General features: G+C 56.1%; 21 protein-coding genes. 7 read left to right on the top strand and 14 right to left on the bottom strand.

Annotation, left to right across the window (positions count from 1 at the left end; translation table 11 throughout):
* Positions 1–11: 11 nt before the first annotated feature.
* From ROG8370_RS06665 to hemJ, 6 genes are all read right to left on the bottom strand, one after another.
* Positions 12–821: a ParA family protein gene (locus tag ROG8370_RS06665; protein ID WP_085826302.1), complete on the bottom strand. Its 810-nt coding sequence runs from the start codon at positions 819–821 to the stop codon at positions 12–14.
* The gene (gene rsmG / locus ROG8370_RS06660) at positions 814–1,419 is read right to left on the bottom strand and encodes a 16S rRNA (guanine(527)-N(7))-methyltransferase RsmG (protein ID WP_085826301.1); all 606 of its coding nucleotides are present in this window, start codon (positions 1,417–1,419) and stop codon (positions 814–816) included. The genes ROG8370_RS06665 and rsmG overlap by 8 nt, the downstream gene beginning before the upstream one ends.
* Positions 1,416–3,278 carry a tRNA uridine-5-carboxymethylaminomethyl(34) synthesis enzyme MnmG gene (gene mnmG / locus ROG8370_RS06655; protein ID WP_085826347.1) on the bottom strand — a complete coding sequence of 621 codons (1,863 nt, stop codon included), beginning with the start codon at positions 3,276–3,278 and terminating at the stop codon, positions 1,416–1,418. The genes rsmG and mnmG overlap by 4 nt, the downstream gene beginning before the upstream one ends.
* A gap of 12 nt (positions 3,279–3,290) precedes the next feature.
* A complete protein-coding gene (gene mnmE / locus ROG8370_RS06650; protein ID WP_085826300.1) occupies positions 3,291–4,577 on the bottom strand; it encodes a tRNA uridine-5-carboxymethylaminomethyl(34) synthesis GTPase MnmE in 1,287 nt (428 codons plus the stop codon).
* Positions 4,578–4,604: 27 nt separating this feature from the next.
* Entirely contained in the window at positions 4,605–5,876 is a 1,272-nt protein-coding gene (gene rho / locus ROG8370_RS06645; protein WP_085826299.1) for a transcription termination factor Rho, read from the bottom strand.
* Positions 5,877–5,995: 119 nt separating this feature from the next.
* Complete coding sequence (hemJ, locus tag ROG8370_RS06640) at positions 5,996–6,445, bottom strand: protoporphyrinogen oxidase HemJ (RefSeq protein ID WP_085826298.1); 450 nt, start codon at positions 6,443–6,445, stop codon at positions 5,996–5,998.
* A 418-nt stretch (positions 6,446–6,863) separates the two neighbouring features.
* Here hemJ and ROG8370_RS06635 point away from each other — a divergent pair, with 418 nt between their 5' ends.
* From ROG8370_RS06635 to dnaQ, 4 genes are read left to right on the top strand one after another with little or no spacing between them, the layout of a single operon-like run.
* Positions 6,864–7,463 (top strand): Maf family protein, encoded by a 600-nt coding sequence (locus ROG8370_RS06635; RefSeq protein ID WP_085826297.1) that lies wholly within the window; start codon positions 6,864–6,866, stop codon positions 7,461–7,463.
* Positions 7,460–8,293 carry a shikimate dehydrogenase gene (locus tag ROG8370_RS06630; protein WP_085826296.1) on the top strand — a complete coding sequence of 278 codons (834 nt, stop codon included), beginning with the start codon at positions 7,460–7,462 and terminating at the stop codon, positions 8,291–8,293. The genes ROG8370_RS06635 and ROG8370_RS06630 overlap by 4 nt, the downstream gene beginning before the upstream one ends.
* Complete coding sequence (gene coaE, locus ROG8370_RS06625; RefSeq protein WP_085826295.1) at positions 8,290–8,883, top strand: dephospho-CoA kinase; 594 nt, start codon at positions 8,290–8,292, stop codon at positions 8,881–8,883. Before ROG8370_RS06630 ends, coaE begins: the two co-directional genes overlap by 4 nt.
* Positions 8,876–9,574: a DNA polymerase III subunit epsilon gene (dnaQ, locus tag ROG8370_RS06620; RefSeq protein WP_085826294.1), complete on the top strand. Its 699-nt coding sequence runs from the start codon at positions 8,876–8,878 to the stop codon at positions 9,572–9,574. Before coaE ends, dnaQ begins: the two co-directional genes overlap by 8 nt.
* On the opposite strand, the gene secB is transcribed toward dnaQ, so the two are convergent.
* Positions 9,571–10,065: a protein-export chaperone SecB gene (gene secB, locus ROG8370_RS06615; RefSeq protein ID WP_085826293.1), complete on the bottom strand. Its 495-nt coding sequence runs from the start codon at positions 10,063–10,065 to the stop codon at positions 9,571–9,573. The two genes, dnaQ and secB, sit on opposite strands and share 4 nt — an antisense overlap.
* A 63-nt stretch (positions 10,066–10,128) precedes the next feature.
* Positions 10,129–10,614: an FxsA family protein gene (locus ROG8370_RS06610; protein WP_085826292.1), complete on the bottom strand. Its 486-nt coding sequence runs from the start codon at positions 10,612–10,614 to the stop codon at positions 10,129–10,131.
* Positions 10,615–10,724: 110 nt separating this feature from the next.
* On the opposite strand from ROG8370_RS06610, the gene ROG8370_RS06605 reads away from it, so the two are divergent.
* Genes ROG8370_RS06605 through ROG8370_RS06595 form a run of 3 tightly spaced genes read left to right on the top strand, consistent with a single transcriptional unit; the run spans position 10,725 to position 13,005 of the window.
* Complete coding sequence (locus tag ROG8370_RS06605; RefSeq protein WP_085826291.1) at positions 10,725–11,384, top strand: Tim44/TimA family putative adaptor protein; 660 nt, start codon at positions 10,725–10,727, stop codon at positions 11,382–11,384.
* Entirely contained in the window at positions 11,381–12,415 is a 1,035-nt protein-coding gene (gene mltA / locus ROG8370_RS06600; RefSeq protein ID WP_085826290.1) for a murein transglycosylase A, read from the top strand. The genes ROG8370_RS06605 and mltA overlap by 4 nt, the downstream gene beginning before the upstream one ends.
* Positions 12,412–13,005, top strand: coding sequence for a Smr/MutS family protein (locus ROG8370_RS06595; protein ID WP_085826289.1), 594 nt, complete (start codon positions 12,412–12,414; stop codon positions 13,003–13,005). The genes mltA and ROG8370_RS06595 overlap by 4 nt, the downstream gene beginning before the upstream one ends.
* Here the strand turns inward: ROG8370_RS06595 and ROG8370_RS06590 are convergent.
* The 6 genes from ROG8370_RS06590 to trxA all read right to left on the bottom strand — a co-directional run bounded on the left by ROG8370_RS06590 (position 12,988) and on the right by trxA (position 18,384).
* Entirely contained in the window at positions 12,988–14,211 is a 1,224-nt protein-coding gene (locus tag ROG8370_RS06590) for an MFS transporter (protein ID WP_085826288.1), read from the bottom strand. The genes ROG8370_RS06595 and ROG8370_RS06590 overlap by 18 nt on opposite strands.
* Positions 14,212–14,273: 62 nt before the next feature.
* Entirely contained in the window at positions 14,274–14,849 is a 576-nt protein-coding gene (locus tag ROG8370_RS06585; protein ID WP_085826287.1) for an NYN domain-containing protein, read from the bottom strand.
* A gap of 68 nt (positions 14,850–14,917) precedes the next feature.
* Entirely contained in the window at positions 14,918–16,225 is a 1,308-nt protein-coding gene (hslU, locus tag ROG8370_RS06580) for an ATP-dependent protease ATPase subunit HslU (RefSeq protein WP_085826286.1), read from the bottom strand.
* A complete protein-coding gene (gene hslV, locus ROG8370_RS06575; protein WP_085826285.1) occupies positions 16,222–16,776 on the bottom strand; it encodes an ATP-dependent protease subunit HslV in 555 nt (184 codons plus the stop codon). Before hslV ends, hslU begins: the two co-directional genes overlap by 4 nt.
* A gap of 60 nt (positions 16,777–16,836) precedes the next feature.
* The gene (locus tag ROG8370_RS06570) at positions 16,837–17,985 is read right to left on the bottom strand and encodes an amidohydrolase (protein ID WP_085826284.1); all 1,149 of its coding nucleotides are present in this window, start codon (positions 17,983–17,985) and stop codon (positions 16,837–16,839) included.
* A 78-nt stretch (positions 17,986–18,063) separates the two neighbouring features.
* Positions 18,064–18,384, bottom strand: a complete 321-nt coding sequence (gene trxA / locus ROG8370_RS06565; protein WP_085826283.1) for a thioredoxin — start codon at positions 18,382–18,384, stop codon at positions 18,064–18,066.
* Positions 18,385–18,407: the final 23 nt, after the last annotated feature.

Genomic DNA, 18,407 nt, shown 5'->3' with positions numbered 1-18,407 from the left:
TCCTTTTCGGTTCAGGCAGCGGCGCGCGCGTTGTTTTGCATCAATTCCTGCGCAAGATCGCGATAGGCCTGCGCTCCTTTTGAGTTGGAATCATAGCTCAGCACGGAAACCGCATAGGATGGCGCCTCGCTGACCCGAACGTTGCGTGGAATTCTCGTTTGAAAGACCAAATCCCCAAGATTTTCCCGAGCATCCTGTTCAACCTGAGACGAAAGATTGTTGCGGGCGTCAAACATCGTCAATACAACCCCTTCTATACGAAGGTTTGCATTGGCCGTCTGGCGGACCTCGCGGATCGTCAACATGAGCTGTGACAAACCTTCAAGCGCAAAAAATTCACTCTGCAACGGCACAAGGACGGAATGGGCCGCAACCATCGCGTTTACCGTCAAAAGGTTAAGAGAAGGCGGGCAATCAATCAGCACATAATCAAGCGCATAAGCGTCAATCGCGTGCTGTCGCAACGCATCATGCAAGAGAAAGCTTCGCTTCTCGTTCGAGATAAGCTCAATATCCGCCGACGAGAGATCAACCGTCGCAGGAATGATCATGAGGTTTTCATCTGCCGTCTTTTGGATCACCTCACCAAGGGTGATCTCATCAAGCAAAAAGTCATATGTTGTGTATTCGCGCGCATCGGCCTCTATCCCTAGTCCTGTCGAGGCATTTCCCTGCGGATCAAGATCAACAATCAGAACCCGAGCGCCAGCCTCGGCCAATGCCGCGCCAAGATTTATCGTCGTCGTCGTTTTTCCAACGCCGCCCTTTTGATTGGCAATCGCGATGATCTTTGGTCCGCGTGGGCGAGTTGGATCAGACACGGGAAACTCCTGTTATCTTCATAATGACGGGACCGGATTCTGTCTCACTTTTAACAAGCTGGTAATCAAACTTCCACTTAGATTGCGCATCCGCCAACTCTTTTTCCCAGCTCGCTCCCTTGGGAAAAATCGCCGTTCCCGTCTTGGCCAGGTGCCGATCCGCAAAAGATAAGAGCAGCTCCAGACTGCCAAGCGCCCGAGCTGAAAGAATATCAGCCGCAAGGGAAGGTAGGGTTTCGATGCGCTCGTTCAGCACCACCGCATTGGCCTCGGTTTCTCGAATGACCGTTCGAAGAAAGGCGCACTTGCGAGCGTCGCTTTCGACAAGAGTTGTCTTTTGAGGTGAATTTTGATCAGCAGCCATAATTGCAATAACAAGCCCGGGAAATCCGCCTCCTGACCCAAGGTCCGCCCAGTGCCCAACGGTGTGAGGCGCAAGACTATAGATTTGGGCGGAATCCATGATGTGGCGCGACCAAAGGTCATCAATCGTGCTCTTTGAGACGAGGTTTATCTTTGGATTCCATTTCCGCAGCAGTTCTGCGTAGGTTTCCAGCCGGTCCATTGTTTCACGTGAAACATTCAACGCCACACTCATGCGGACTGGTCCCGGCGCCCATGACGCAACCTCGCAAGAATAAGCGTGAGGGCGACGGGCGTCATTCCATCAATCCGGGCTGCCTGCGCGAGGTTTTCCGGCCGAGCGGTACTCAATTTAGATTTCAGCTCGTTGGATAGCCCATCAATCTCACCAAAAGAAAAGTCGGTGGGAATGACCTGTGCTTCATCTCGTTTCATCATTTCGACGTCGCGATTTTGGCGCTCGATGTAATTTGAATACAGAGCGTCCTTTTCAAGCTGCGCACGACATTCTGGATCAATGTCCGAAAGACTGTCATCAATCCGCAAAAGATCCGAAAACGTCACGTCAGGATAAGCAAGTATTTGAAACCCGCTCCGTCGGGCGCCATCTTGAGAGATTTTGAGCCCAGACTCTGAAAGCTCTCGCGGCGTGAAGCTCTTACCTTCAAGGATCGCGCGGCCACTGGTGAGGCGAGCCATTTTATCCTCAAAACTGGCTTTTCGGCTCTCTCCAACACACCCAAGCGCAAGGCCAATTGGCGTTAGCCGCTGATCCGCGTTGTCAGCGCGCAAAGACAGGCGAAATTCGGCACGCGAGGTAAACATGCGGTAGGGCTCACTTACACCGCGCGTTGTCAGATCATCAATCATCACGCCAATGTAGCTATTTGTACGACTGAAATTTGCGGGCTCTCTACCTTGAACGGACAGCGCGGCATTGATACCGGCGACAAGCCCCTGAGCGGCAGCCTCTTCATACCCGGTTGTTCCGTTGATTTGACCAGCAAGATAAAGCCCGGGCACGTCTTTGACAGCCAATGTACTGTCCAAGGCGCGCGGATCGACGTAGTCATATTCAATCGCGTAACCGGGCTGAAGGATTTCAGCGCTTTCCAATCCGGCGATCGAACGCACGTAGTCTACCTGCACCTCCTCTGGCAAAGACGTTGAAATCCCGTTTGGGTACACAACGTCATCCGAAAGGCTTTCAGGCTCCAGAAATATCTGATGTGAGGTTTTATCGGCAAATCGCACGATCTTATCTTCGATCGACGGGCAATAACGCGGCCCGATACCATCAATGTGGCCCCCGTACATGGCAGATCGGTTAAGATTCTCACGAATGATGTCGTGGGTTGCCTCGTTTGTATAGGTTATGCCACAGGAAACCTGCCGCGCGGGAGGGCGCGTAGACAAAAAGGAAAACATCACAGGGTCATCGTCGCCCGGCTGTGCTTCGAGGGTATCCCAGGCAATTGTCTTGCCATTCAGGCGCGGTGGTGTCCCCGTTTTCAGACGGCCGAGGGGAAGATTGAATGAATCTATCCGCTCCGCCAACTTGACAGAGGGGCGATCCCCCATTCTCCCGCCAGGCCGGGACACGTCGCCAATATGGATCACACCACGCAGAAATGTCCCGGTTGTCAAAACAACGGCGCCCGCAGTAATCTCACTTCCGTCATCCAACACGACACCGCTCACGCGCCCATCGTTGAGGATGAAATCAGAGGCCTCGCCTTCAATGACAGTAAGGTTGGGTTGCGCAGCAATCTCTGCCTGCATTTCTTCGCGGTAAATTTTGCGGTCTGCTTGGGCGCGGGGGCCCTGAACAGCGGGGCCTTTGCGCCGGTTCAAAAGGCGAAACTGAATACCAGCCTTATCCGCGACACGCCCCATGACGCCATCGAGGGCATCAATTTCCCGGACGAGATGCCCTTTGCCCAAGCCACCAATTGCCGGATTGCACGACATCACGCCAATACTTTCGCGTGTTAGGGTGACAAGTGCGGTACGCGCGCCCATACGCGCCGCGCCATGCGCAGCATCCGCCCCGGCGTGACCGCCGCCGATTACAATGACGTCAAAATGTTTCACGTGAAACACTCCTCACTTTCCGAGGCAAAAACTCGCAAAGATTTCACCCAGCACATTTTCGATATCGATGCGTCCTACCAGAGAATCAAGTGCGCGGATAGATGTCCTTAGCTCTTCTGCGGCAATATCTGCTGTCTCTTCGCCAAATGGGATAAGAGTCATGGCGTCATTAAGCGATTCAAGCCCACGCTGCATGGCCTCTCTGTGGCGCACGCGGGTTGCAAGACCCGCGCCAGACGCCCGTGCGCTTAGGGTTTTCGTGATTTCATCCACAAGGGAAGATAGGCCAAGCCCGGTTTTTCCGGAAATAGCGCCAGTTGGATTAGCAAGCAGATCGGCCTTGGCCCGTAAAACAATATCACCGCTCCGTGGCGGCAACTCGGGTTCCTGGCCCTCAGTGACCAGGAAAACCCGCAAGTCTGCGCGGTCTGCTCGATCCCGTGCCCGTTCTATCCCAATCGATTCGACCGCATCTTGGGTATCGCGAAGGCCGGCCGTATCAAGAAGGGTAACCGGAAGCCCCGCCAGATCCATTCGAACCTCAATCACATCGCGCGTGGTTCCAGCGAATTCCGAAGTGATCGCGGCGTCTCGCCCCGCAAGCGCATTTAAAAGTGTGGACTTTCCCACGTTCGGCGCACCAACAATCGCGACCTCAAACCCAGTCCGGATGCGCTCGGCCGCCGCTACGCCTGCTATCTCAAGCTTGAGGGCAGACGAAACCCCCGCGACAAGGTCGGTAACCTCGGGTGAGACATCAACAGGAACCTCTTCGTCGGCGAAATCTATCGTTGCCTCAAGCAGCGCCGCCGCGCGGATCAGGCTTTTACGCCATTCCTCGCATTTACGGCCAAGATCACCGGCCAAGACGCGGAGCGCCTGTTGGCGTTGTGCCTCGGTTTCGGATTCAATGAGATCGGCAAGTCCTTCGACTTGGGCAAGATCTAGCCGTCCGTTTTCAAGGGCGCGTCGCGTGAATTCGCCGGGCTCGGCCGGCCGCAAGCCACCAACCTTTGCCAGAGCATCGAGAACGGCGGATACCACCGCGATGCTACCGTGAACCTGAAATTCTACGACAGGCTCGCCAGTAAAACTTTGATCCTCGGGGAAGGTCAGAACAAGGGCTTCGTCCAGGCGCGCGCCATCCTGATCCACCAAAACACGCAATGACGCACGACGAAACGCAGGAATATCACCGCAGATCGTCTGACAGGCATCCAACGCGCTTGGGCCAGAGACGCGAACAACCGCGACCCCGGCCTTTCCCTGCGCCGTAGACAAAGCATAGATCGTGTCCATGAGCACGCCCCCGTTATGGTGGCTGAATCAGGTATTCATCGAGTCAAAGAATTCTGCATTCGACTTGGTCTGCTTCAACTTGGACAGCAGGAACTCGACGGCATCGGTTGTGCCCATCGGGTTGAGAATTCGGCGCAGAACAAAGGTTTTCTGAAGATCGAGTTTGTCGATCAACAAATCCTCTTTCCGGGTTCCTGATTTCAGAATGTCGATGGCGGGGAACACCCGCTTATCCGCAACCTTGCGATCAAGCACGATTTCCGAGTTGCCGGTACCTTTGAACTCTTCAAAGATGACCTCATCCATCCGGCTTCCGGTATCAATCAGGGCAGTTGCGATGATGGTAAGTGATCCACCTTCTTCGATGTTACGCGCCGCACCAAAGAAACGCTTGGGACGTTGAAGCGCGTTAGCGTCGACACCACCGGTCAAAACTTTGCCTGACGACGGCACAACTGTGTTGTAAGCCCTACCAAGTCTTGTGATTGAATCGAGAAGAATAACAACATCTCGTTTATGCTCGACCAGACGCTTGGCTTTTTCAATCACCATTTCGGATACGGCAACGTGGCGTGTTGCGGGCTCATCAAAGGTAGAGCTGACAACCTCGCCTTTGACCGAGCGCTGCATGTCCGTGACCTCTTCGGGACGTTCATCAATCAGCAAAACGATCAGATAGCATTCGGGATGGTTCTTGCCGATGCTGTTCGCGATATTCTGAAGCAAGACGGTTTTACCCGTCCGCGGCGGAGCCACGATAAGCGACCGCTGGCCTTTACCAATCGGCGCGACAAGATCGATCACCCGCGCCGAACGATCCTTGATGGTCGGATCTTCAATCTCCATCGTCATCCGTTCATCCGGATAAAGCGGTGTGAGGTTGTCAAAGGCGATCTTGTGACGTGCCTTTTCGGGGTCTTCATAGTTGATCTGCGTTACAGACGTCAGGGCGAAATACCGCTCAGTCTCATCGGGCTGTTTCATCTCGCCATCAATCGTATCGCCGGTGCGAAGCGAATATTGGCGGATCATATCCGGGGAAACATAGATGTCATCGGGACCCGGAAGATAGTTTGCCTCGGTCGAGCGCAAAAACCCGAACCCATCCTGAAGCACCTCAAGCACGCCATCGCCGAAAACGGTCCATCCATCCTCGGCCCGCTCTTTGAGGATCGAGAACATCATCTCGCCCTTACGCATGGTCGAGGCATTCTCGATCTCAAGGTCCTCTGCGATCGCAAGAAGATCTTTCGCGGTCATCGCTTTGAGATCGGCAAGGTTCAGACGTTCTTCGGTCATGGGAAAACCCTCAGCTGCACCCGATGGGCGCATGTATCATTCAGTAATGGAAAACAGGCCACCCGGACGGGCGCTTGACCGCTACATACGCATCAAACCCCGTTTCGTCAATGAGGGCCTTAAAACCGCACCACGACCGAAAGAACGATCACCACCATGGCAAGGGTAGGGACCTCGTTCATCATGCGATGCTGACGGCCTGTGCGGGTGTTCTGGCCGCTGGCAAACTCTTTGCGGCGCAACCCAAGCCAATGATGAAACCAAGTCATCACAAAGATGCCGACGATCTTGGTATACGGCCAGACCGCCGACCAATCGACAACACCGGGGGTCAGCACAAGAATGATCCCGAAAAGCCATGTGGCCACCATTGCCGGATTCATGATCACTCTGAGCAATTTCATTTCCATGACCTGAAACACTTCATCCCGGCTATCGCCAGGCGTCGATTGTTCGGTGTGATAGACGAACAGCCGAGGCAGATAGAACAGCCCTGCCATCCAAGATATCACCGACATGACATGAAAGGCCTTGATCCAGGGATAAAGGGTGATCAGGAAATCAGGCATGTCTATCCTCGCTCGGGTTCCTGCCTTTCTAATAATTAAAAGATATATAAGAAAGATTGTTGTTTTATTTAGGCAGGTTAATTTCTGTGGATTATTGGGTTTTCAACAGGGTTAAAAACAGGTGGATAACTCTGTGTACGATTTAAAGGCATCAAGTTTTCGAAAAAACATAAGTCAAAATTATTACTTTAATTCTAGGGCTTATACTAAAACTTAAAGCTTAATAGATCATTCACCAATAGAGGATAACTTTGAATTACAGGCTAGAATACACAACATCCCTTTATCCTTTCCCACAGAGGTAAAAACCTCTGACAAGCACACGAGATCAGGGTAATACGGTGGAAAATCAGGCTGGGATGGATTTACCGGGTAATTGTTCTTAATAACCAGGTAATCTTTCCCATGGGTTATCCACATGCCTCAGCCTCTTATTCTCGCCTCCACCTCTGACATTCGGCAAACGCTTTTGCGAAACGCCGGGTTGGATTTCGATGTCGTTGCCGCCCGCGTTGACGAAGAAACGGTTCGAAGTTCCATGCTGGCCGAGGACGCATCACCGCGCGATATTACCGATGCACTGGCCGAATTGAAGGCAACAAAAGTAAGTGCGAAACGCCCCGATGCATTGGTGATCGGTTGTGATCAGGTTCTGAATCTTCAAGGCCGACTTTTATCAAAGCCTGCCACCCCCCAAGAGGCCCGCGCGCAGCTTGGTGATATGCGGGGTAAGCGCCATGACCTCTTGTCGGCTGCGGTGATCTGTGAGGGCGGTAAGGCGATTTGGCGGCATGTCGGTGTTGTACGCATGACAATGCGATCGTTTTCCGACGCCTACCTTGATGGCTATATCGAGCGGAATTGGGAGAGTATCCGACATTCGGTTGGGGCCTATAAGCTAGAAGAAGAAGGTGTACGGTTGTTTTCCCGCGTCGAAGGCGATTACTTCACTGTACTGGGCCTGCCGTTGCTGGACCTGCTATCCTATTTGACGCTACGAGGAGACATCGAACAATGAGCCAAGCAAAAATTCCTCTGGCTGGCGTCATCGGATCGCCGATCGCCCACTCGAAATCGCCGCAGCTTCACGGTCACTGGCTCAAGACACTTGGAATTCCAGGGTATTACATTCCGATGGACGTGGCGGCTGATGATCTTGAAAATGTCCTTAAGACCCTTCCGAAGATGGGGTTTGTCGGGGTGAACATCACCGTGCCGTACAAAGAGCTTGCGTTGGAACTGGCCGATCTTGTGACCGATCGCGCAACCTTGATCGGGGCGGCGAATACCTTGATCTTTCGCAAGGATGGCAAGATTCACGCCGATAATACGGATGGGTATGGGTTCATTCAGAACCTGCGCCAGAATGCGCCGGATTGGGATCCGAAATCCGGCCCCGCCGCCGTTCTTGGCGCCGGCGGCGCCGCACGGGCGATTGTTGCCTCGCTCTTGGATGTTGGCGTGCCCGAGATATTGATGTCAAACCGCACCCGCGTGCGCGCCGAGGCGCTTCAATCCGAGTTTGGCAAACGCATTCAGGTGGTTGATTGGGTTCAGGCCGGCAATATGCTTGAAGAAGCTGTGACCGTGGTGAACACCACATCGCTTGGCATGTTGGGGAAACCGCCTTTACGGGTGCCCCTGGATGGCTTGCGCAAGGGCACATTGGTGACCGACATCGTCTATGCGCCGCTCAAGACACGGCTGTTGATCGAGGCGGAAAAGGCGGGATGTGTCACGGTTGATGGCCTTGGAATGCTCTTGCATCAGGCCGTCCCGGCATTTGAACGCTGGTTCGGCGTTCGCCCGACGGTGGATAGCGCAACACGCGCCGCGGTCTTGCGATGACCTTCAAACTTGGGCTGACCGGCTCTATCGGAATGGGAAAGTCGACGACTGCGCAGATGTTTGTGCAAGAAGGTTGCGCGCTCTGGGATGCGGATGCGGCGGTGCATCGGTTATACGCAAATGGCGGCGCTGCTGTGGGCCCGATCGCGGCAAGGTTTCCAACGGCAATTGAGGATGGCGCGGTGTCGCGTGCGCGGCTGAAAGACATCATTTCCGAAGATCCTGGCGCTTTGCAGGAAATCGAGAAAATCGTGCACCCGCTGGTGGCCTTGGACCGAGAGGACTTTTTGCAAAACTGTAGCGATGACATCTGTGTGTTCGATATTCCGCTTCTGTTTGAAACAGGCGGAGACAAATCCATGGATGCGGTCGTTTGTGTCACTGTTTCACCCCAACTCCAGCGGGAAAGGGTGTTAAGCCGGGGCACAATGAGCGAGGCACAGTTTGACGCGATCCGCGAAAAACAACTGCCTGATGAGATCAAGAGACACCGCGCGGATTACGTGATCGAGACCGACACACTTGAGCATGCGCGCGAACAGGTGCAGGCTGTGCTGACCGAGATCAGAAAGAAGATATCCGATGCGTGAAATCGTCCTTGATACCGAAACAACCGGATTCGAGCCCGAGCAAGGCGACCGCATTGTCGAGATCGGCGCCGTCGAGCTCTATAATCACATGCCGACCGGCCGCACCTTTCACAAGTACATCAACCCTCAGAGGGCCATGCCGCAGGGCGCGTTCGAGGTTCACGGCCTTGGCGACGACTTTCTTCGCGACAAACCGCTCTTTGCCGACATTGCACAGGAATTTCTGGATTTCGTCGAAGATGCCACGCTTGTGATTCACAACGCGGCATTTGACATGAAATTTCTCAACGCCGAGCTTGGCTGGCTTAAAATGCGTCAGCTACCTTGGGAGCAGGCGATTGATACGCTGGCCATTGCGCGCAAGAAATTTCCCGGTTCGCCCGCCTCGCTTGATGCGCTGTGCCGCCGATTTTCGATTGATAACGGCGCGCGTACTTTGCACGGCGCCTTGCTCGATTCAGAGATTCTGGCAGAGGTTTACCTTGAGCTGATTGGCGGTCGTCAGCCTGATCTTGTGCTTGCCGACGCGCAAACCAGCAGTCGAGACCAAAAACAGGATGGTGGCGAGGATTGGCGCCCACAGCCGCGCCAGACACGACTTGTATCCCGGATCACCGAAGAAGAAGCCGCCGCCCATCAAGCCTTTGTCGACAAGATGGGCGACGGCGCGCTTTGGAAAAAGCTTGGTTAGGCGTCGGCCTTCTGACCGTCTGCCTGGGCCTGACGGCGGGTGATCTCATTGCGATAAAGTTGCATGAAATCAATGTTTTCAAGGTTAAGCGCCGGAAAGCCACCATCGCGGGTCACGTCGCTGACGATGCGGCGAATGAACGGGAAGATCATCCGAGGGCATTCGATAAGAAGGAAGGGATGAATTTGATCGTCCGGCACGTTTTCAATGTGGAAAACGCCGACATAATCCATTTCCATCACGAAAAGCGGCTCATTCGCGGTCTTGTCTTTCGACGTGATGTTAAGTTTGACCGAGACTTCATACTGATGCTCGACGCTTCTCTTTTTGGCATCAAGGTTGACGGCAACGCTAACGTCGGGCTGAACTTCGCCGCCAGTGCCACGCTGGGCAAGGACGTTTTCAAACGACAGGTCGCGCACGAACTGTGACAGGGTATTCATCTTGACTTGCGGGGCTGCCTGGGCGGCACCGTTTTGTTCTTCGGCCATGTCTGGTCTCTCCTGAAGGTCCAAAATACTTTGGCTATCGCTTAGCAGGATGGTTTGCGCTGCTCAATGCTTTGTCCAGCCTGACGGCCCATGGGTCGGTCGTTTGGGCGGCTCAACCTCCTGATATTCGCCTTCGATGATATCGGGCTGATGGGGTTGGCGCGGATCACGGGGCGCCTGACCCCCCATTTCAAACCGCTCGACCTTGACGCGGGCGCGGATAAAATTGAACACGGCGCGCCGCACAGAGGGCACCATGAGAGAAAACCCTATAGCATCGGTGAAAAACCCCGGCGTCAACAAAAGCGCGCCGGCAAACAGGATCATCGCGCCATGGGCAAGATGTTCCGACGGATCATCGAGATCGGAAAACGATTGCCGAAGGTTCGACATCGCAATCGCGCCCTGCCTGCGGATAAGCCAGCTTCCGAGTATGGCGGTGATCACGACGATCGCCAGCGTCGGCAAAAGGCCGATCGCACCCCCCACTTGAACGAAGAGGGCAATTTCGATCAGCGGAACCGCTATGAAAGCCAGAAATAACCACATGCTATGCCACTCCTTTGTTTTACGGCCCATAAGGTGGACTTGGCTGCATACGTCACCTACATAAGGACGAGCGACGAACCTTACCATGCCCCGCACAACAAGAGGTGCCCATGAATTCGCCCATTTTACAGTTACTGGTGCTTGTCGGCATCGCCATTTTTCTGATTTTGCGGCTGAAAAGCGTTCTGGGAACCCGCGACGGGTTTGAAGATACGTCTCGCGCGCAAACTGCCCCCGAAAAAAGCCACCGCCGCGACTTCGAGGTGATCGAAGGCGGGCCGGATCATGACATCATTGATCATGTCCCCGAAGATTCCGACGCCGCCGGTGCGCTTGCCGATATGAAGCGGATCGAGCCCGACTTTAGCGTGACAACCTTTTTGCAGGGCGCGCGCGGGGCCTATGAGATGATCCTGATGGCCTTCGAGAAGGGCAAGCTTGATGATATCACGCCGTTTCTCAACAAGGACGTCTATGAAACCTTTGCCCAGGTGGTGGATGCCCGCGAAGAACAAGGCTTGACCATCGAGGCGGAATTTGTCGGCATTCGTGAACTTGCGCTGACCGATGCCACCTTTGATCAGGCGACCCGGCGTGCCGCGATCACCGTCAAATGTGTGGGCGAGCTTATTTCGGTGGTGCGCGACAAGGATGGCGAAATTGTCGAAGGTGAGCCCGGTCAGTCCAAGCGTCAGAAGGACGTCTGGACATACGAGCGGGTGATGGGATCGGATGACCCCAACTGGCGGCTTATCGCAACGGGCGAATGACGCGCGCGCTTCGGGGTATTTTTCTAGGGCTTGGGCTTTGGCTGGGATCACCGGCGATGGCACAGGACCATGATATCCTTGAATTCAAAGACCTGAACGGTTGGGCCGAGGATGATCATTCCACGGCCCTCAAAGTTTTTCTGAACACCTGTCCGGATATGAAAGACCCCGATTGGCGCGCGCTCTGCGCCCTGGCACAACAAGGCCCGGACGCGCGGGCCTTTTTCGAGCTTTTCTTTCGTCCGGTCATGATCAGCGAAGGCAAGCCCGCGCTTTTCACCGGCTATTTCGAGCCAGAGCTTCAGGGCGCGCTGCGCCCGAGTGCGCGCTATCGTTATCCGATTTACCGCGAGCCACGCGCGGCCAAAATGACAAATCCATGGCTGACCCGGCGAGAGATCGAAACCACCGATGTGATGCGCGGGCAGGGCCTTGAGATCGCCTGGGTCGATGACGCGGTAGAGCTTTTCTTTCTGCAAATTCAGGGATCGGGCCGCATTCGCCTAGAGGACGGCCGCGTGATCCGTGTCGGCTATGGCGGTGCCAACGGGCATCCCTATCGCTCGATCGGGGTCGAGCTGGTGCGGCGCGGTGTTTACAACGTGCATCAGGTCTCGGCCGAGGTCATCAAGAACTGGGTGCGGCGCAACCCCGAAGACGGGCAAGAGCTTTTGTTTCACAACCCATCCTATGTCTTTTTCCGCCGGATCGGCGATGTCGCCGCTGATCTTGGCCCGCTTGGCGCGATGAACCGCTCGGTGACAAGCGGGCGCACGGTGGCGGTCGATCCGTCTTACGTGCCGCTTGGTGCGCCGGTTTGGGTTGAGAAGGGCGGCAAAGACCCGATCCATCGTTTGATGGTGGCGCAGGATACCGGATCTGCCATCAAGGGGCCGCAGCGGGCGGATATTTTCTTTGGCACCGGCGATGCGGCGGGGCGCGCCGCCGGGCGCCTGCGCGATCCGGGGCGGATGGTGGTGCTGATGCCGATCCAGCGCGCCTATGCCATGTTGCCGGAGCAAAACCCGTGAGCCGTCGTCGCGTCAAACCTGAAGATCTTGAGCTTTGGCATCAGGTTGCACGCACGGCACGGCGCCTTAATCCCGAACAGCCCGAAAAACCACAGCCTCTGGCCGATAGCCTCTCCAAGAAACCACCCAAAGTTAAGGAACGCCCCCGGATCGAAGAGTTTACGCTTGGCGAGAAGACCACGACAGCGGGCCATATTCATGATGTGTTGCCCGGTATTTCCGAGCGCATCGCCGCATCGCCGGTTTCGATGGATAAAAAGGCCTTTGCCCGGCTCAAGCGCGGCAAGCTTATCCCCGAAGGCAAGATCGACCTTCACGGCATGACCATGGCACAGGCGCATCCGGCGCTAACCGGGTTTATCCTGCGCTCGCATGCGGCGGGCAAACGGCTTGTCCTCGTGGTGACCGGCAAGGGCAAGGATCGCGATACCGGCGGTCCGATCCCGGTGCGCCAGGGCGTGCTGCGCCATAATGTGCCGCAATGGTTGCGGATGGCCCCGCTTGCGCCGCTTGTCTTGCAGATCACAGAGGCGCATTTGAAACATGGCGGTGGCGGCGCCTATTACGTTTATCTACGGCGTCAGCGATAACAAGGGGCGCGCGCGTCTCACGCCGATGGTCATCATCACCGTGGTAAAGACGAAATACCCGGCCACAACGACATATTGCGTTTCAATCCCAATCCCAAGATCGATGGCCACCCCTGTAAGCCCCGGCCCGATCGCCGAGCCAAGCACCATGATCGCGGTGGCCATCGCCTTGATGCTTCCAAGATTGGCGGTACCGTAAAATTCGGCCCAGAACGCATTCGGCAAGGTGCTATTGGCACCGGTGGTCAGGGCGAGACACATGAACCCAAGTAAAAGCATGGCCGTCCCATCGGCAAAGGCAAAAAACAGGAATGCCGCCACCATCGGGATTTGCATGAACGGCAAAAGCCGCGCGGTGCCAAGCCGGTCAAGTGCCCAACCCGACAGGATCATCGCCCCGATGCCAACGGCCGTATAGATCGGAAACATCGCGACCAGTTCGACATGGGCAACTGCCTTGACCTCGGCGAAATGAACCTGATGGAAAAAGAACGCGGTGTTGAACGCCGCCGGCCCCAAAAGCGCCGGCACCATGAACCAAAACAGGAAATGCCCTAGCGTTTGTCGCCGGGTCCAGTGCATTTCTTCCATACCAAGCGATTGGCTCGTCTGTGCCCAGGATTGCGGCGTGCGCTCGCGGCGCAGCAAGAGCATCAAAAGCGGAATGCCAAGCACCGCTATGCTCGCCGCCACCAGCCACAACATCCGCCAGTCATAGACCAGCAAAAGTGACACAAAGATCAGCGGCAAGAACGCCTCGCCCACCGCAAAGCCAAGCGTCGCCACCGAAAGCGCCTTGCCCCGCGCCGCCACGAACCAGCGCGCCATGGCGACCACGGCAATATGGCTCATCATGCCCTGACCGGTAAACCGAAGCGAAAAGATCACCACCGGCAAGAGCCCCCAAACCGGGTTGAGCGCCATGAAAAGACAGGCCCCGGTCATCATCACCAGGATCACCGGCGCAAGCGCACGCACCCTAAACCGATCGGTTAGCCCCCCGGCCCAGACCATGACAAGCGCCGAGGCCGTCGTGCCAAGCGTATAAATCCCGCCCCATTGCCCATGGCTAAGCGCAAAACTCTCTCGAATCTCGCCAGCGAAGATGGAAATGAAATAGGTCTGCCCAAAGCCCGACAGAAACGTGAGCAACACCCCGGCCGAAAGCCAGGGCGCATTGTCACGAAGGAAGGCGAGAATCGACATATCCCTTACGTCGCGCGAAACGTGGGTAAAGGGAAGGGCAGGGCGCTACCTTTGGGCAAACATCACGCTGGAACCGGCGGCTCTATTGCTTCTAGCCAAAGCGCCCCTTCTCGATAGCCGCCACGGATAAGCCGCCCCGGTTGCGCGATCTCGGGAAAGTCTTCTTTCCAATCCCGGTATCGGTCATCGGTCACGATCGGAGCATTGAAATCGCGGGCCGCAGTCAAAAGGAAAGTGTCGGCGACGGTGCCCTTGGGTACGACCATCACGCATTCCTCTGTCAGGCCCAGATGGTTGGCCATCGCGTAATCGTGCTGATACTTGCCAGCCAAGAGATAACCCGCATTGGCATCAAAAACGACGGCAGGTGTGTGCTCGAGTCCCTTGAGATAGGCGATCACCTCGCGCAATGTTTCAATCTTTGGCGTGTTGTCCTTCCAATACATGACATTGGACCCGTCGATCAAAACCCAGTTCTCTGCGGATTTGCGCCCGCGAACGGCCGCGCGTATCCAGAGGAACAAGGCCGCGATTGCGCTGGGAGCGGCGATCAGAATCAGATCGCCATATCCGGGCAGAAAAAGCGCCACGGCGACGCCTGCCAGCGAGACAAACAGGATCAGGAACAACACAACCATGGAATGAGTGTTACCCTTCAAAAGCCGAAGGGGGAAGCGTCCGATTCAATCGATTCAATAAAACCCTACTAGAGCACATACCGCGACAGATCAGCCGAACGCATCAACTCGCCAAGGTTCTTTTCGACAAAATCGGCATCGACGGTGACCGAGGTACCAGAGCGGTCCGGCGCGTTAAAGCTCAGCTCCTCAAACACCCGTTCCATCACCGTGTAAAGCCGCCGTGCGCCGATGTTTTCGACCGATTGGTTGACCTCGGCGGCGATCTTGGCCAACGCGGCGATGCCGTCTTCGGTGAAGGAAACCGTCACATCCTCGGTGCCCATCAGGGCGGTATATTGCAGGGTCAGGGCGTTGTCGGTCTCGGTCAAAATCCGCACGAAATCCGCCTCGGTCAGGGGGCGAAGTTCGACCCGGATCGGCAGGCGACCCTGAAGTTCGGGCAAGAGATCGGACGGCTTGGCGATGTGAAACGCACCGCTGGCGATGAACAGGATATGATCAGTTTTCACCGTGCCATATTTGGTCGAGACCGTCGTGCCCTCGATCAGCGGAAGCAAGTCACGTTGCACCCCTTCGCGCGACACATCGGCACCGCGCGCATCGGATCGGGCACAAACCTTGTCGATCTCGTCAAGAAACACGATTCCGTTCTGCGCGACCGCCTCAAGCGCGACCTTGTTCACGGTTTCATCATCCAAAAGCTTGTCGGCCTCTTCCCCGATAAGTAATTCATAGCTCTCCGCAACGCTAACCTTCTTGCGCGTGGTGCGCCCGCCAAAGGCTTTGCCGAAGATATCGCCAAGGTTCATCATGCCCATTTGGCCGCTGGGTTGGCCGGGGATATCCATCATGCCCATCGGGTTAGACGTATCGGCCACCTCGATTTCGATCACGGTGTCGTCAAGTAAGCCGTCCTTAAGTTTTTTGCGAAACATCTCGCGCGTGGCGTCGCGGGCATCTTCGCCGGCAATCGCGGTGATCACCCGTTCGGCGGCGGCCTCGTGGGCGCGGGTTTTGACGTCTTCGCGCATATGCTCGCGGGTTTCGGCGATGCCGATATCCACCAGGTCGCGGATGATCTGTTCGACATCACGCCCGACATAGCCGACCTCGGTAAACTTCGTCGCCTCGACCTTGATAAAGGGCGCACGGGCAAGTCTAGCCAGGCGGCGGCTGATCTCGGTTTTGCCAACCCCGGTGGGTCCGATCATCAGGATATTTTTAGGATAGACCTCATCGCGAAGATCATCACCAAGCTGTTTGCGCCGCCAACGATTGCGCAGCGCCACGGCGGTGGCGCGCTTGGCGTCGCTCTGGCCGATGATGAAACGATCAAGTTCGGAAACGATTTCGCGCGGGGTCAGGTCGGTCATTTTGAAATACTCTCCACCGTCAGGTTGCCGTTGGTGTAAACACAGATATCGGCGGCGATGGCCATGGCGGCGCGGGCGATCTGTTCCGCATCGCGGTCGCTATCCATCATAGCGCGCGCAGCGGCGAGGGCATAGTTGCCGCCCGATCCGATTGCGGCCACGCTGTGCTCGGGCTCAAGCACATCACCGGCGCCGGTGATCACGTAAAGCTCGTCACCGTCGGTCACGATCAACATCGCCTCAAGCTTTTGCAGGTACTTATCGGTGCGCCAGTCCTTGGCAAGCTCGACACTCGCGCGTTGCAACTGGCCGGGGGTCGTCTCTAGCTTGGCTTCGAGCCGCTCCAAAAGGGTAAAGGCATCGGCGGTGGAGCCGGCAAAACCGGCAACCACATCATAGCCACCCGGCGAAATACGACGCACCTTGCGGGCGCTGCCTTTGATCACGGTCTGGCCAAGGCTGACCTGTCCGTCACCGGCGATCACAACCTTGCCACCTTTTTTGACACCGATGATCGTGGTGCCGTGCCATCCGGGAAAATCGTTGCTCATGAGGCCTCCGTTCCGTTTGGACCTATATGGAAGGGGCAGGGCCGGGGCGCAAGGCCCGCGCTACCCCAGAAGATCGCGGGTAATCCGCTCGAATATCCGAACGCCCTGTAGGATAAGGTCATCTGGAAAGTCATAATCGGGGTTATGTAGCGCCGCGTGATCCTTCCCAGCACCAAGGAAAAGCATTGCCGATTTGGCGTCATGCCCAAACCGCCCGAAATCTTCCGAGGCTCGCATCGGAAGCCCGCGTTCATCATGGCTGATTCCAAGTGCATCAAGCGCCCTGGCGATGATCGCGGTTGCCTGCGTGCCATTCTCGCAATGCAAAAACACATCCTCATAGCTATGCGAGGCGCGCAATCCGTGGGTCTTTGCCGTATCGGCCAAAAGCGCCCCGGCGCGATCACAAAGTGCCTGCATCCGCTCGTCGACCAGCGTGCGCAGGGTCACGAAAAGGGTGGCCTCGCCGGGCGCAATTCCAAAAGCGGGCGCACCCATTTGGGCATGCGTTATCGTGGCGAGCGCAAAATCCTCATCCTCTGGCAGGCCCTCACTCAGAGCGGTCAGCGCAGGCATGAGCGAAGATAGGACCGGCATTGGCGAGTTGCCTTTTTCCGGCTCTGACGCATGCGAAGATTTTCCAAATAGAGTAATTCGCATCCCGCGCGACGCGCAATTTACCGGACCGGACTTTAGACCGACATGTCCAAGGGGCAGGCCCGGCATATTATGCAGCGAAAAGGCAAAATCAGGTGCAATAGTCTCAAATTTAGGATCGGCAATCACCGCTTCAGCACCGACGCCATTTTCTTCGGCCGGTTGAAACAACAGCACGACGCGCCCTCGCGCCGGGCGGTTTCTGGACAGAATTCGTGCAAGGCCCGCAATGATCGTCATGTGGCCGTCATGACCGCAAAGATGCCCCTTTCCGGGAATGGTCGAGCGGTGCGATATGTCGGATGTTTCGAAGATGGGCAGGGCATCTAGCTCGCAACGAAACAGAACCGTCGGCCCCTCGTCCGCACCATTGAAAACAGCAGCGACCCCGTGGCCCCCTAGCTCTGTGATCGTCTGATCCGGCGAGTGTTGCGCCAGCATTGCGCAAATGCGCGCTGCGGTTTCTTTTTCCTCACCCGACACCTCGGGAAAGCGATGAAGCCTACGGCGAAAGCCTGTCAGCTCGACAATATCTGTATTGGTCAGGGTCATAAGGGGATCATGCGTGTTTTGAGGGCAAAGAAAAGGGGCCGCGACCCGCGCGACCCCTAACAGTGAATAGTGAAAGGCTCAGAGGCTTTCTTCGATCCAGCTTTTCAGCGCGGCCTTGGGTGCGGCGCCCGCGCGGTTCGAAACAACCTCGCCGTTTTTAAAGATGAACAGCGCCGGAATGCCGCGCACGCCCATGGCGACGGCAGAATTTGGATTGCTGTCGACATCAATCTTGGCGATCTTGACCTTACCACCCATTTCGGCGGCAAGCTCTTCCAATGCCGGGCCGATCTGCTTGCAGGGGCCGCACCATTCGGCCCAGAAATCCACTACGACGGGGATATCGGAATTTTTGACTTCGGCGTCAAATGTATCGTCGGTGACGGCAACGGTGGCCATTGTAATCTCTCCTAGGGATCAGG

The sequence above is a fragment of the Roseovarius gaetbuli genome, from assembly GCF_900172365.1.
Classification (GTDB): Bacteria; Pseudomonadota; Alphaproteobacteria; order Rhodobacterales; family Rhodobacteraceae; genus Roseovarius; species Roseovarius gaetbuli.
This window is presented reverse-complemented; position numbering and strand designations above follow the sequence as displayed.